A 14,141-nucleotide genomic window follows, 5' to 3' on the forward strand; every position below is an offset into this window, starting at 1 on the left:
TTATAATCCCCTCCCTACTAGAGATTTACGGGGTATTTTAATGGTGATTTCGGTACCTTTTTCTAACTCGCTTTTTATTTCAACCCCGTAATCTACACCATAGTAATACATGAGCCGTTTGTTGGCATTGTTAATACCAATTCCAGTGTTTTTTTCCCGTCCGTCCGCTTCGTATGTTCCATCTAATATTTTTTGGATTCGATCTTTGGGAATTCCCTTCCCATCATCGACAACTTTTAAAATAGCACCTTCTTTTTGAATCTCTGCCGTTATCTTAACTGATCCACCTTTAGCATTAGGCTCGATGGCGTGGATAATTGCATTTTCCACAAATGGCTGAATTGTCATAAACGGGCACAAAATATCTTCTGTCATCTCATCTATTTGGACTGAATAATTCAATCTATTACCTAAGCGCATTTTCTGAATGGATAAATAATTCTGAGCATGTTCTATTTCTTCTTTTAGTGACACCACATTGTTCTTTTCCTTTTTCAGCGTATACCGCATCATATCTGAAAAAGCATAAATCATATCCTGGGTTTTTTCAGCTCCCTCGAGAAGTGCTAAACGACCGATCGTGTTTAAAACATTGAAAAGAAAATGCGGATTGATCTGCGCCTGAAGAGCTTTCAGATCCGCTTCTTTTAAGGATGCCTCAACTTCACTTCGCAGTTTAACTTCTTCCATTAATTCAATATTTTTATTGTGCAGTTCTTCTTGAATGATATGGATCATCTGTTTTTCCACCAGATAGTTTGCGATGGTATAAAGGAGATCGGCCGCTGATTTTACCTGTGTCAATGTTGTCGTTAATGCTCTCTCATACAGTTCAGTAATTTCAGGGTGTTCGGAAAAATCCGTCAATTCATGGCCGGTACCTAAAGGCAGGCGTTTCATTTCTTCTTCATCAATTTTCACCTGGCCAGCCATGATCGCTCCGAGATAATTACCTTTTACCATGATTGGAACGGCTACATCAACCAGACCGCCATGACAAAGATAAATTGATGGTTTTCCCGATCGCGCTGATTCGATGCCGCCATGGGCATCCGAATGATAGCAACAATCTCGATTGTCACTATCTTTTCTGACACAATTACAGAATTCCGAAAAATTGCTATACTTTGTAATTGGATTGCCCTTGTAGTCAACGGTAACTGCGGCAAGTCCCGTCGCGTCAGAGAATGAATCCTGTATCTTTTGCAAGACTTCTACGTCAATAATGTCAGTGATCTTTAATAAGACTCTCATAAAACAACCCCTTTAAACAATAATCCCATAATTCTAATGCAAAACGGTTTCTAATGTATAATATTATAACACATGCAAGAAATTTTTGGCATGTTTTTTAGAATTTTAGAATATTTTGCTTCCGAGTAGCATTATATTGTTTAGCTTTTTTGAAATTAATGCTATCTTAACTGAAACAGATATTTTCTTGACCCGACATCGTTTTCATAAGCCAATCCTTTTTTCTCCATCAATTCGTCAAAAGAATTCATATTTATCAAAAAACACTTGCAAATAAAAGAGACCTCACTTATACTATAAAAGTGTCTTGAAGATAGTACCTTGTGGGGGTGTGGCGAAGTTGGGATCGCGTCTGACTGGCAGTCAGAAGGCCAGGGGTTCGAGTCCCCTCATCTCCACCAATAAGAATTGCATAAGAGAGCCGTCGAGGTTCTCTTTTTTTATTGTCTTAGTTCTGGAAGAGGTCATAAAACCCCTAGTCTGGTGTTTATTTGGTGTTTATTTTGAGAAAAATTAAAGCCCGATAACAAAAGTTATTGAGCTTTACGGGATGAAATAACAAGAATATTATCCAGCGCGTCGCTGGCTTTTGCATCAGCTGAGTTAATAACATGAGCATATATATTCCCAGTAGTAGATAAATTAGAGTGTCCTAATCTGGTTGATACTGTTTTTAGATCCACACCGCTTGCAATTAATATGGATGCGTTGGTGTGCCGGAGTGAGTGCAGATGTACCGGCTTTAATCCATGTTTATCTGTGAATTTCTTAAGAAAACCACCAATGGTATCCAAACTCATGGGTTCCCCGTTCCACCTGGTAAAGATATAATCATGATCAATCCACCGATCCCCTACCTTTATGCGTTCTTCTAATTGCCATACCCTATAGGCCTTAAATAGATCAAAGATGAAATCAGGCAGCTTAATACTTCTTTTAGATTTAAAGGTTTTGGGCTCCCCTTCAAACAGTCCCACACCGGGTATATATTTTAATGCCCTCTTCACCGTGATAATCTTATCATCAAAATTAATATCCGGCCATTTCAGGCCCCCGATCTCTCCACGCCTTAAACCGCTGAATATCAGAAGGTTTAGAGCCAACTTATATTTTATGGGTTCCTCTTCCAGTAGCTCCAGAAACTCCAGGGCTTCCTTATCATCCATATAGGCCGGTTCTTTACGGTCAGACTTTGGAAGCTCTACACGCTTTTCAATGGGATTAAAAGGAATAACACCCCATTTGACCGCCGTATTCATGATATTATTCAATAATTTGTGGTAATGCAGCACCGTTTCATTTGACACTTCCCTTTGTGGGTTGGTTGACAGGAAGAGGGTATCAAAATCTTTTCCAATGGCATCAGCCACCTTACAGGCTATTTCATAGGTTGTATTGCCACCCTTTTTCAAACGTCTGAGAGCATCATCATTAATACCGGCTTTATCAGATAGATCCTTTTGCTTGATTTTATCCACGGCTTCCAGATATTCGGGTGTAACTTTGAATTTTTCCCCACCTCTTACACCGGTACTACCTTTGACCTTTGCATAAAAATCCTGAATGTGTTTTGCTGTGATCTTCCCCATTTTGATATTACCCAGATCTTCAATTATTTTAATCGATTCATTCTGATAGCCTCTTACAGTCACCGGGGAGAGGTTCTTATTTCCTACATAGTTCTTAAACCAGATCTCGATAAAATCAATAAGCTTAATATTGCTATCCATTACATAACCCAGATTACATTTTTCTTCAAAGTCCAGGGCGACTTTATCCAACTCTTTTTTTAATTTAGCCGGGCTTAAGTCTTCAGATGGCTTATAGGTCATTGTATGCCTGATTTGTTTGCCAGCGGTATCATAACCACTATAAGCAGTTATTTTATAAGTATTTCCTCTTTGTTGTATGTTGGCCATGGGTTATTCCTCCTTTTATTTAGTTATATTCATCAGGATTTATTACATTCTTGAACCTTAAGCAATAAATCAATAAATTCCAGCGCTTTAGCTTTATCAGCATCAGTTAATTGATTAAATTTATTGAATAATTCTTTGCTTTCTGGAGTAGAAGGAGTGTTTTCCTTAACCATAGTTGCCAAATCTTTTAACACTTGCCTTGTTATTGTTGAGCGACCTTCATTTTCAAAAACATGTGCGATCTTAAGCTTTTCAACTTCTGTTGGTTCAGCAATACACTCTTCAATCTGCAAATATCGTTCATATAAAATACCGGTCTTTTCTGCAAATGCTCTACTATCTAGCCCTAGACCTTCGCGCTCATTAATCAAAGTGTCGCTATTAAAAGACGACTCCATTAAAAAATCATCCACAGTAATTTTAAATACTCCACATAATTTTGCTAAAGTCTCAAAACTTGGTTTTCTATTGTCATTTTCATAATTAGAATAGGTTGAATAAGGAATACCCATCTTCTTTGCAAACTCTTTTGCATTAAAACCACATTTTTTTCTATATTTCTTTAATGTTTCACCAACGCTCATTTTAGTTCTCCATCCGTATTCAATTTGAATATAATTATTATAGAACATATTTCAATAATATTCAATAAGAATGTTGACATATTCGCTATGAATGTTATAATATTCATAGCGAATATAGCTAGGAGGCAAATTATGAAAATAAACAAAACCAGATTAGGCTTGGTAATGGGTGAAAAGTCTTTAAATTTTATAGCATTAGCGAAAATATCTAACGTTTCAAGGACAACGCTATCTTACATAAACAATGGTAAATCATGCAAACCAGAAATTGCTATTAAGATTGCAAAAGCTCTTGATGTAGAAGTCAAAGATCTCATAGAAGATTAGAAAGCGAGGAAAAACAAATGAATATCCCACGTATGCGTAGTGTCCCTGAAGCTTCAGCAGAATTAAAAGCCCTGGACGAACACACCGGGTTAACTCAATGTGCTATTAGACGGTTGGTATTGGATGGCAAAATTAAGAGTGTCAAAGCAGGTCGCAAACATCTGATTAATTTTGATGATTTACTGGCCTATTTGCTTGATCCCCTCCCAGATGCAGAACCAGAAGAAGAGGCCCCGGTCACCGTTACCCATATCGGTATTGACCGAATGGAAACCTATAAACGAAACATAGGCTTGATCAAATAATTCAGTTTAGATAAATATAACAATTCTAATTGCAAAAGAAGGTGATTAATTGGCTAAGCAAGGGTGGATAAGCTTGCACCGGAGCATACAAGATAATTGGATATGGAAAGACGAACCATTTGATAAAAGAAGCGCGTGGATTGATATTTTATTGATGGCAAACTTTAAAGAAAATAAATTCTTGCTAGGGAATGAACTTGTTTTGGTCGAGGCAGGAAGTTTTATAACATCCGAAAAAAAGCTTATGGAAAAGTGGAAGTGGTCAAACACAAAAGTTAGAAATTTTTTAAGCGTCTTAGAAAAAGATGGAATGATAATAAAAAAAACAGACTCAAAAAAAAGCACTCTAACAGTAGTTAATTACAAGTGTTATCAGGATTTAGAAAAGTGCAAAAGAAGTGCGCAAGAAGTGGATGAGAAGTGCGCTGAAAGTGCAAAAGAAGTGCGCGAGCATACAAACAATAAAGAGAATAATGAGAACCATGTAAATAATGCTAATAATGAGAATAAAAAACAAACGGTTATTTCGTCTGAATCACAAGAAATTATTGAATACCTAAACCAAACTTTAGGAACTAACTATAAATCAACCACCAAGGCCACGCAAGACGTAATTAAAGCAAGGCTCAAGGAAAAATATACGGTTGATGATTTTAAGCAGGTTATAGATATTAAATATGCTGAATGGAGTGGCGACCCGAAAACATCCGTCTGGCTTAGACCATCTACTTTGTTTGGGAATAAGTTCGAGTCGTACTTAAATCAAAAGCCACCGGATAAATATAGCAGCCTACCAAAAAACCTGCAAAATGCATTATCAATGTTGCATGACGAAGAAGTAAAAGTAAAAGAGCAAGGAGGTTCGATCTTTGACTAAAGAAGAAACCACAAAAATACTAACTACCATTGCGGCAGTTTATCAGAATTTCGATGTTAATGAATTAAAAAAAGATGTCTGGTATGAGCTGCTGATAGATATCGAATACCAGTTTGCGTCAAAAGCCTTAATAAAAACATTACGAGAATCTAAATTTCCGCCCACACCTGCAGATATAATCGAAAGAGCAAAAGTTGAACGTTTGATTTTCAAAAGTGAAGGGGGCGTCTTAATTGACCATAATCGAAACAACGAGCTTCTTGGAAAAAGTCAAGGGAATTTACCAACGCATTAGCACAAGTGAAGCAGCTGTTGAAACTTGGCAGGAATTACTGTGTGATATTAGTTATGAAAAGGCATTTAAGGCATATTATCAATATCTTAAAAACAATGAAAACCATGACCCAAAGCCAGGTGATATATTAAAGATTGCACGCTCAATTTATGAACCGATACCTGAATTTGAAAGAGTTGAATGCGAAAAGTGTCGGGGCACAGGCATAATCACATTGGTTTACAGAGATAAACGTGAAGCTGTTGGAGCCTGTACTTGTGAAAATGGGCTAGCACATCCAGGTCTACCAGTAATTCAACTACCTTCTTATAATTTTGATGAGTTTGGGCGAGTAAAATATGATTAATGGAAACAGAGGCAAAGCGTGGCTAAAATAATAGATTACCCTATTGAAAATTATGGGGCTTTGAGTACCAAGATTGAATGACCGGATGACTTTAATGCAAAGTCAAAAGAATTAAGTGATTTTGTAAATACGCCATTAATGCCAGACAAACATATTTTAAAATATAGATTGGAGTAATCATGTTAAAACTCATTGAAGGAACGAAAAAAGACCGCCCAGTGGTAGATTATGAAATCATCTACCTTAATGGCATGATCAAAGCCATTAAGGCCAAACAATTGGAGCCGGAAAATAAAGATGCTGCAAAACAGATTGTCTTTTATACCATGAAATATATTTCAGTAGTGGAGCTGAAAGATATGACCCGGGAACGGCTGGAGGGCTTGCTACTTTTTAATGAGATGCTTTTAAATACGGTTTGTGAATTAACACCGGCTGATTTAATAACCATCTTCCCTATAAATAAAACCTATGATGGCGCAAGATACCAAATGAAAGACTATTTTACCACCATGGAAGCATTACAGGACCACGGGTTAAATAAACCGATCCAGATAAAAGAAACTGCCTCTTCCCTCTTGTGGGATTATATGAATCATACGGTCATGATGTACCAGGTACATTGTATGAGTGCAATCAGCGAATTACACGCCATAGAGACCGGCAAGGGATTAATGGAACAGTTCTTTGAAGAACAGGGCGTAAAGGTTGGCACCTTCAGAAAATATGAAAATGACACTGGCCAAAATTTCATGATTGATGAAGATGGCCGATCTTTTCCGGTGACGAAGAAAACCCCACGGTATATTAAATTAGTGAATTAGAGAGGTATATGATGGGAAATTCAGAATACAGTAACTATGTAATTGGGAAAAATGGCGTTGAATATGAGGATTTAGTTGCATTGAATAAAATGCAGGATATGACTGACCGTCTGCTTACAAAGCGTGAATTCAGAATGTTAACGGCTATATATGATATGGCTACAAAACGAATTATAAAAGAACTTAGAAAAGAATCAAGCACAATATCCAGCCATAACAATATAAAAACAGCATTAGGGCTTTGCGGATGTAAACATTGTTACGAAAAAGGATCAAAGCAGGCCGAAATACAAGCTACAATGAGCAACAACTTGTTTAAAACAGAAGAACACTTCCTGATATGTAGCAAACATGCTGCAGGGTTTGAAAGAGGACAGCATGAAGATTAAAGGCATGTTTGAAAGATATTACGACAATAAAAAAGAGATCATCCTGATCAGTCATGACATTAAAATGATCGAAGAGGATACCGGGCCATCATTTACAAGAGCGTTAACATTAACCCCAAAGGTTTCGCCTACCAATGGGAGCAGTACCGAAAATACAGCTATTGAAAATATTGACAGCATAGAGATTAAACGCTTGAAGAGGAAACGAGATCTTTTACAGAACGATGTTGACACCGTAGATCAACTCCTTGATACACTAAATGGTTGCCAAAATAAAGTGGTTAAAATGAGAATTAAAGATAAAATGTCCTGGACTAAAATAGCAGATGAACTTGATTTGGATATAAGAACAGCGACAAAAATATATACCAGCCTGTTTGAGGAGCTGGAGGATCTGCATAAAAGACCAGATCTAAAAGTGCAAAGTGGGTAGCAGACCTCTTCGGGATCAAGCCTTTTAATTTATAGGCCTATAAAAAGAAGAGGGGCAAAGTTTAAACCAAGCGAATAAGTAAAATGTATAAATTATGTATAGATTATGTAGGACTTATGGGTGTCTGATGTGTGTTATTACCGACATAGTACATGATACAATTAGGGTAGAAAACATACGTGATTCACATAAAAAAATTTAAGGAGATTAATATGGCATATGAACAAAAAAAAGATACAATCAATGGCGTAGATTACACATTTCAAAAGGTACCACCTCGGGAGTGGGTAAAAATTAGACAACGGTGTAAAGACAAGAATGGTCAGGCATTAGAAGAGAAACTGTACGATGAAATTCTTAGTCACATCGTGGTGACACCTAAAATTACGATGGATGATTTCGAGGAAGTAGAGGATATGGAAGCGGTTATGGAAGCCGCTATCACCTTTCAATGCAGAAGAGCCGAAACAGTCTAAAAGGGAATATAAAAAACAAGCGAAAGAAAATTGGGGTTTCTGGCGGCTGATAATGGAAGAAAAGATTTCTTTCACAGAGGCTTGCCAGATGGATATGGATGATCTGCTGGAAGCCAATGCAGCGCTTGATTATTACATTGAGTTATTAAGAGAAATAAATAAATAAAAGCAGAAATAACACTTTTAAATGAGTGTTATTTTTTTGCCCAAAAAAGGGGGTTAATATATGGCAGATCTAAGAAGTTTATTCTTTACCATCGGGTTTAAAGGCGATACCAGTGGGATTAAAGCCATGGACAGTGCTGCTGGTAAGTTAAAATCAACGTTTGGGAATGTTGTAACAGATGGTAATGGTCTAATAAAAAACTGGCAAACCATTGATACTGCTGCTGATAAACTAAAAAGCAGTATGAGCGAAACAGAAAGCGCAGCCAAAAAGGCTGGATCGTCTATTAAAGGTGCTAGCGACAGTTCAAAAGGTGTATCCACCAGCATGAATGAACATTTTAGCAGTATTATAAGTGGAGCACTTAAAGTTGCTGCTGTTCTTGGTGCTGGCATTGGAATCAAAGATATGGTTCAAAGCGCAGCTGCAGGTCAACAGCGTTTGGCTCAAATGGACGCTGTTTTGGCATCCACTGGTGGCGCAGCCGGAATGTCGAAAGACGCTTTGTTAAGTTTAGCTGATGCGCAAGGGAAAGTCACGGAATATTCCAAAGGCGCTACCATAGAAGCAGAAAACATGATGCTGACATTTACAAACGTTGGTAGTGATGTTTTCCCAACGGCAATTAAGTCAAGTCAGGACATGGCGACGGCTTTAGGAATGGATTTAACAAGCGCGTCAAAAAGTGTTGGTAAAGCGTTGGAAGACCCGACTGCAGGGCTAACTAAATTAGGCAAACAAGGCGTAATTTTCACGGATGAGCAAAAAGCGCAAGTGGAGGCCATGCAATCGGCTGGTGATATGGCCGGCGCTCAGAGCGTTATTTTGCAAGAACTCCAAAAAGAATACGGAGGATCAGCCGAAGCAGCTGGGGACACATTAGCCGGGCAATTAACGATACTTGGTAATCAGTTCAGTAGTATTGGGGCATTGATCGGCGGTACGGCAATTCCAGGGATGCAAGGTTTTGTCAGCGTGATCGTCGATAATATGCCAGCAATTAAACAAATGGTAACAGACGTCGTTCTTTCAATTTCCAGTAAATTTCAAGACTGGATGACAATTTTAGGGCAGATAGCAGGCGAGGTATTCCCGAGCTTTGGAAACGGAATTTCCGGCATATCTGATCAAGTCGTTGGGTTCACGGGTGTGCTAGACTATGTAACCCAAATACTCGGGTTTGTTCGGGACAATATCGGATTTGTTGAAAAAGCGCTTGGAATATTGGCAATCGCTTGGATAGTACAGACGGCGTTAGTAGGATCGCACAATATAGCCTTAATGATTAACAATGCGCAAGAACTCGGAGCGGCTATTAAAGTAGGGGTATTGACAATCGCTCATGGAGCACATGCAATAGCTTTGGTCGCCACGACAGCCGCACAATGGGCGTTAAACGCCGCCATGGATGCAAATCCGATAGCTTTAATTATTATAGGCATTGCGGCTTTAGTGGCTGGTGTTGTCTGGCTATGGAATACGAATGAAGGTTTCAGAACAGCAGTAATATCGATATGTGATGCAATTTACGGAGCGTTTCAAGCCGCTGTCGCGGGCATCCAAACAGCGTGGGGCACCGTAGTTGGATTCTTCCAAGGGGTTTGGAGCGGCATTTGCACAGTATTTGCAGATGTTGTTGGCTTCTATGTTGGAGTTTACTCCGGCGCGTGGGACGGCATTTGTGGTATATGGGGCGCAGCCGTTGATTGGTTTGGTGGTATTGTAGATGGTATCGGGGCAGCCTTTAGCGGCATTGGAGGAACGATCATAGGTGCATTCGATGGAGCGATCCAGTTTATCCAGAATCTTCCTGCACAATTCCTCCAGTGGGGCGGCGATATGGTACAAGGCTTAATTGATGGTATCAGGGGAGCAATTGGAGCTGTCGGCGATGCTGTAAAAGCGGTAGCTGATACGATTTCCTCATTTTTACATCATTCAGTTCCTGATGAGGGGCCTCTTATGCATGATGATCAATGGGGCGGCGACTTTATAAAGAATTTGGCAAGTGGTATCACCGGAAATATGGACTTAATAAAAAGTGCTGTTTCTGGAATAACAACACAAATGAGTTTTGGAATAGAAGGAAAATTAGCCAATGCAGATAGATCTACAAGTATTCCATTTACTACACAATCAACTGGTGGATCTGTTACAGCTGGGAATGGTACCCAGATATTTAACTTTAGCACAACAATTAATGCAAACACCTCTTCCGGGACTAGTTCAAAAGATTTTATTGCAGACATCGGGCCTGAATGGAATGCATGTATGGAACAGTATGTAAAAAAAATGCAGTTACGGAATCCACGATTGACGTGATAATTTGAGTATAAATGAAAGGAAAAACGAACAATGGATAAGCTAAAAGAAATTAAGATTTATACGCTCAATGAAGTAGAAGCAATATTGAGTGTGACACGCAGGACCATATACAATTATATTAAGAATGGCGACCTGAGAGCTTCGAAAATAGGGAAAAACTGGAGGGTTCAATATCAAGACCTACAAAGTTTTATTGATTCTGGGATGAGCATAGTTGATAAATCCGCGTGATATACAGAAGCATGCATAAAAAAAAGAGGTCCATGCTGCGGATCCTCTCCTTTGGGACGACGGAAAATTTTGAGAAAACCCGCTTTTCATGAGCTCCAAACCAGTTCACCAATAAGGGCCACCTTTTTAAAGCAGAGAAATATTGCCAAATGCAGACATTAAAAAAGATCCGATGCGGTTCGGATCTTTCGACAATCTACAATAGCAGAAATTTAAAAAAGGAGCTTCCGCCCTGATAGAATACCATGTAAATCAATTTTAACATGAGGGGGAAAAAATGTCAAAAGGCAAAAGTATTAACGCCATGATCAAGATTGAGAAACTGAGAAAAAACTATTTGATTGACCGTAAATCATACTTGATGGAGCATTTAGCGCCGGATGGAATTAAAACCAGTTACATGGGCAATGATGCTTCACACATTCATGGATCGGGTTCAAGGGCTTTTGAGGATATTCTCCCAGAGATCATGGAGATTCAGAGTTATATCAACGAATGTAATAAAGAACTGGAAATTCTCCAGAGGTTAAAAGAGCAAATATTTGAACAGATTGAGCAGATTGATTCTATAAGCGATAAAGTCAGGTATTTAAGGGACTATATCGGCTTAAAACTACAAGAAATATCCGATGTTACCGGATACAGTTATGATTATGTCAAAGAACTATCAGCAAAAATTAATAAAGCAAACGCCAGTCAGAAACCAGAAAACCAAAAGGAGAGCATAAATGAGAAAGGAAAATAAAGACATCAAACAACGACTGGAAGACTACCAATGGATTTGTTTTAATCTTGAACTTACAGGATGTGACTTAGAACGCTGGATGAATGAAGCAAAAAAAGTGATGAGTGGTATGCCAATTAGATTAGATACCAAGGATTTAAGGGCTACATATCTGGATATATGCGAAAAATTGAATGCAAAAATCAAAGAAGCTGCAGAAGAAAAAATAATTGTGGAGGAAGCGATCAGATCTATTGATAATTATGACATTGAACAAGTGATGTGGCTCAAGTATATTGAATTTTTAAGCTGGACGGAAATTAGCAATAAAACTAATCATTCAAATAAATATTGCCATGAATTACATGAAAAAGGGTTAGAATTGCTGGAATACGTCTTACCTGAAATAGCATAAAGGAGAGGGCTTATGACCAACGAAGAGCTTGTCCAAGCCTACCAAAGTGGCGATAAAGAAGCCATGACGACAATTATAGAGAATAACACGGGGCTTGTCTATTTCCACGCTAAGCGGTATCACCAACTATCTGAAATGGCATACCTGGACTTTGACGACATTGTGCAAAACGGGTACATGGGTTTAATGAGTGCCGTTGAAGGTTTTAGCCCTCTTCAGGGTTTTAAATTCTCTACTTATGCCAGCCAATCTATAAAGAGAAACATTTATACAGGGTTACTGTGTTCAACTCCCTGGGAGAATAAGCGAGACCCCAAAAGCAAGCTTTGTCAGGTAATCAGTGCTTATGAAGTTAGGCCGGGGACTGAAAACGCCATGTACATCGATCTGATTGAAGATGAAGACGCAGAAAATGCATTCCATAACACAATGATTGAAATGGACAGAATAATATTAAGAACAGATCTCTTCAAAGTGCTAAATACGGTGTTTGAACTTCATGAAAACAAGCGGACATTCATTATCTTAAAATATGGTCTTACTGGGAAACCTCATACTTATAATGAAATCGCTGGTATATATGGGTTATCTATTGAAGCTGTTCGTCGAAATATCGTTAATGGTTTAAGAGAAATTAAATCTTCTGCTATTGGGATTCAATTAAAAGAGAAATATCAGGTTGAGTATGCTTTAAATGACAGATTGGAACGCCTGACGAAGGTTGAATACAAAGACCCTGCTTATTATGTAGATGAACTTGAGAAGCTTAGAGCACTATTAGGAGCATAAAAAAGAGATCTTATGCTGTTATCCATAAATCGAAATCATCAGTATCCTTCCGTTTCTACCGCCCTAAAAAAAGGCAAAGAGGTTTACAAATCTTACACATAAAAAAAAGAATATTATAGTTTTATAAAAATTCAAAATTTAGTGCACAAGAGGTTGCACCCTTTTAATGGGCAAACGCTCCAGCAAAGAGGATGTAATCCCTTGTGCACTAAATTATAAAAGACTATGTGAAACAGTTGCTGAATTATACTTGGCTGTCATAATGAAATAATTTCGGAAAACAAACAAAATTAAGGTGATTATATGAAAGAAAGAAGAGGTGCACCATTGGGAAATAAAAGCGCCGTTGGCCATGGTGCACCGACTGGCAATAAAAACGCTTTAGGACATGGAGCCCCAATGATGAACAGCAATGCTTTAAAAACAGGCGTGTATGAGCATATTGAACCTGAAACATTACCTTATGATGAAAGATGTCTCTTCAATAATTTGATCACGCTTTACCAGGATCAGGAGGTGGCAGAGGTTATTTTTAAATACATCCGGGCAATGTGCACGAAAGAAATAACCAGGATAAAACCCAATGGCTATGCAGCGGTTGTATCTATTCCCTACAATGTCATGGTTGATTATGTTTTTAATAACCAGCTGGCTTGGATTCATTTATTTCTGTGGAAAAATTATTCTTGGGTGTTTATAGTTCCATAGGAAGATGAGTAAAGTATCCTTCATTATCTGAGTCCCTAAAAGGGGAACTATCAAGCTATTCAAGACGCCCTAAAAAAGGGCAAAGAACCTCACAAAACCTCACATTTGAAATTAAATGCTTATATTACTACATTTTACTACTTTTGAATTAAGAGTATCCCGACATTTGCGACACCCTAAAAAGAACCTATCCAGATGTTAAGAAATGTCAAGGTATGGGCGGTATCAGATGCTAAAAATTGATAAGGTAAAACGTTGCGGCACCCCCTAAGAAACCCTAAGATTTGTTTGCAACGTTGCAACCAGAATAACGCAACGTTGCATTAAAAAAGTTGCAACCTTTTTGGTTTTAAAGTTGCAACTTTTCCCATGGTTTAAGCGTCTATGATGGGGGATCTGTGGGGATTTACAAAACCGACGAATGGGGTTTACAAAACAGAACAAATGCTTTTTACAAAACGAAACGAATAAGATTTGCAAAACAAACAAATACCTTTTACAAAACGACAAACACCCTTTAATACAGGCTTTATAATGGCCTATACTCCAATGATTTACGAAGTACTCCAATGGTAACGCTACTATATGAAAATGCGAACGTTCGGCTTGAAATAGCGAACGTTCGCAACAAAATCATAGTATTTTATCAGGCATGGCTGCTTGTAATTGTTAGTATATGGATGTTGGGATTTGTTGGAGTAAATGTTGGTAAATGTTAGTGTAAAAAGCCGTGGATGATGGCATTCAGCTTTAT

The 14,141-nt window shown here is 38.2% G+C and carries 18 protein-coding genes and 1 tRNA gene; 16 read left to right on the forward strand and 3 right to left on the reverse strand.

What is annotated here, in order from left to right; translation table 11 throughout:
- On the reverse strand, positions 1-1,254 hold the full coding sequence (locus FZC41_RS05480) for a sensor histidine kinase (RefSeq protein WP_148566395.1): 1,254 nt from the start codon (positions 1,252-1,254) through the stop codon (positions 1-3).
- Positions 1,255-1,579: 325 nt separating this feature from the next.
- Here FZC41_RS05480 and FZC41_RS05485 point away from each other — a divergent pair.
- Positions 1,580-1,655 (forward strand) — tRNA-Ala (locus FZC41_RS05485).
- 132 nt (positions 1,656-1,787) lie between these two features.
- Here the strand turns inward: FZC41_RS05485 and FZC41_RS05490 are convergent.
- A complete protein-coding gene (locus FZC41_RS05490) occupies positions 1,788-3,173 on the reverse strand; it encodes a tyrosine-type recombinase/integrase (protein ID WP_148566396.1) in 1,386 nt (461 codons plus the stop codon).
- A gap of 32 nt (positions 3,174-3,205) precedes the next feature.
- Complete coding sequence (locus FZC41_RS05495) at positions 3,206-3,757, reverse strand: helix-turn-helix domain-containing protein (protein WP_170253862.1); 552 nt, start codon at positions 3,755-3,757, stop codon at positions 3,206-3,208.
- Between the two features lie 132 nt (positions 3,758-3,889).
- Between FZC41_RS05495 and FZC41_RS05500 the strand changes: the two genes are divergently transcribed.
- The 15 genes from FZC41_RS05500 to FZC41_RS05570 all read left to right on the forward strand — a co-directional run bounded on the left by FZC41_RS05500 (position 3,890) and on the right by FZC41_RS05570 (position 13,387).
- Positions 3,890-4,084 (forward strand): helix-turn-helix transcriptional regulator, encoded by a 195-nt coding sequence (locus tag FZC41_RS05500; protein WP_170253863.1) that lies wholly within the window; start codon positions 3,890-3,892, stop codon positions 4,082-4,084.
- A 17-nt stretch (positions 4,085-4,101) separates the two neighbouring features.
- Positions 4,102-4,389, forward strand: a complete 288-nt coding sequence (locus tag FZC41_RS05505) for a MerR family transcriptional regulator (RefSeq protein ID WP_148566399.1) — start codon at positions 4,102-4,104, stop codon at positions 4,387-4,389.
- Between the two features lie 49 nt (positions 4,390-4,438).
- Positions 4,439-5,266, forward strand: coding sequence for a conserved phage C-terminal domain-containing protein (locus FZC41_RS05510; RefSeq protein WP_148566400.1), 828 nt, complete (start codon positions 4,439-4,441; stop codon positions 5,264-5,266).
- On the forward strand, positions 5,259-5,561 hold the full coding sequence (locus FZC41_RS05515) for a replicative helicase loader/inhibitor (RefSeq protein ID WP_148566401.1): 303 nt from the start codon (positions 5,259-5,261) through the stop codon (positions 5,559-5,561). Before FZC41_RS05510 ends, FZC41_RS05515 begins: the two co-directional genes overlap by 8 nt.
- A complete protein-coding gene (locus tag FZC41_RS05520; protein WP_148566402.1) occupies positions 5,500-5,907 on the forward strand; it encodes a hypothetical protein in 408 nt (135 codons plus the stop codon). Before FZC41_RS05515 ends, FZC41_RS05520 begins: the two co-directional genes overlap by 62 nt.
- Before the next feature lie 179 nt (positions 5,908-6,086).
- Positions 6,087-6,731, forward strand: a complete 645-nt coding sequence (locus FZC41_RS05525) for a hypothetical protein (protein ID WP_148566403.1) — start codon at positions 6,087-6,089, stop codon at positions 6,729-6,731.
- An 8-nt stretch (positions 6,732-6,739) separates the two neighbouring features.
- A complete protein-coding gene (locus FZC41_RS05530) occupies positions 6,740-7,120 on the forward strand; it encodes a hypothetical protein (protein ID WP_186855125.1) in 381 nt (126 codons plus the stop codon).
- Positions 7,110-7,553: a hypothetical protein gene (locus FZC41_RS05535; RefSeq protein ID WP_148566405.1), complete on the forward strand. Its 444-nt coding sequence runs from the start codon at positions 7,110-7,112 to the stop codon at positions 7,551-7,553. The genes FZC41_RS05530 and FZC41_RS05535 overlap by 11 nt, the downstream gene beginning before the upstream one ends.
- Positions 7,554-7,765: 212 nt before the next feature.
- Entirely contained in the window at positions 7,766-8,029 is a 264-nt protein-coding gene (locus FZC41_RS05540; RefSeq protein WP_148566406.1) for a hypothetical protein, read from the forward strand.
- Between the two features lie 226 nt (positions 8,030-8,255).
- Entirely contained in the window at positions 8,256-10,517 is a 2,262-nt protein-coding gene (locus tag FZC41_RS05545; RefSeq protein ID WP_148566407.1) for a phage tail protein, read from the forward strand.
- A gap of 33 nt (positions 10,518-10,550) precedes the next feature.
- The gene (locus tag FZC41_RS17870; protein WP_148566408.1) at positions 10,551-10,751 is read left to right on the forward strand and encodes a helix-turn-helix domain-containing protein; all 201 of its coding nucleotides are present in this window, start codon (positions 10,551-10,553) and stop codon (positions 10,749-10,751) included.
- Positions 10,752-11,028: 277 nt separating this feature from the next.
- The gene (locus FZC41_RS05555; RefSeq protein WP_186855124.1) at positions 11,029-11,496 is read left to right on the forward strand and encodes a hypothetical protein; all 468 of its coding nucleotides are present in this window, start codon (positions 11,029-11,031) and stop codon (positions 11,494-11,496) included.
- Positions 11,480-11,890, forward strand: coding sequence for a hypothetical protein (locus FZC41_RS05560; RefSeq protein ID WP_148566409.1), 411 nt, complete (start codon positions 11,480-11,482; stop codon positions 11,888-11,890). Before FZC41_RS05555 ends, FZC41_RS05560 begins: the two co-directional genes overlap by 17 nt.
- A gap of 12 nt (positions 11,891-11,902) precedes the next feature.
- A complete protein-coding gene (locus tag FZC41_RS05565) occupies positions 11,903-12,679 on the forward strand; it encodes a sigma-70 family RNA polymerase sigma factor (RefSeq protein WP_148566410.1) in 777 nt (258 codons plus the stop codon).
- Between the two features lie 303 nt (positions 12,680-12,982).
- Positions 12,983-13,387: a hypothetical protein gene (locus tag FZC41_RS05570; RefSeq protein ID WP_148566411.1), complete on the forward strand. Its 405-nt coding sequence runs from the start codon at positions 12,983-12,985 to the stop codon at positions 13,385-13,387.
- The last annotated feature ends 754 nt before the right edge of the window (positions 13,388-14,141 follow it).

It is taken from the genome of Acetobacterium paludosum, assembly GCF_008086595.1.
Classification (GTDB): Bacteria; Bacillota; Clostridia; order Eubacteriales; family Eubacteriaceae; genus Acetobacterium; species Acetobacterium paludosum.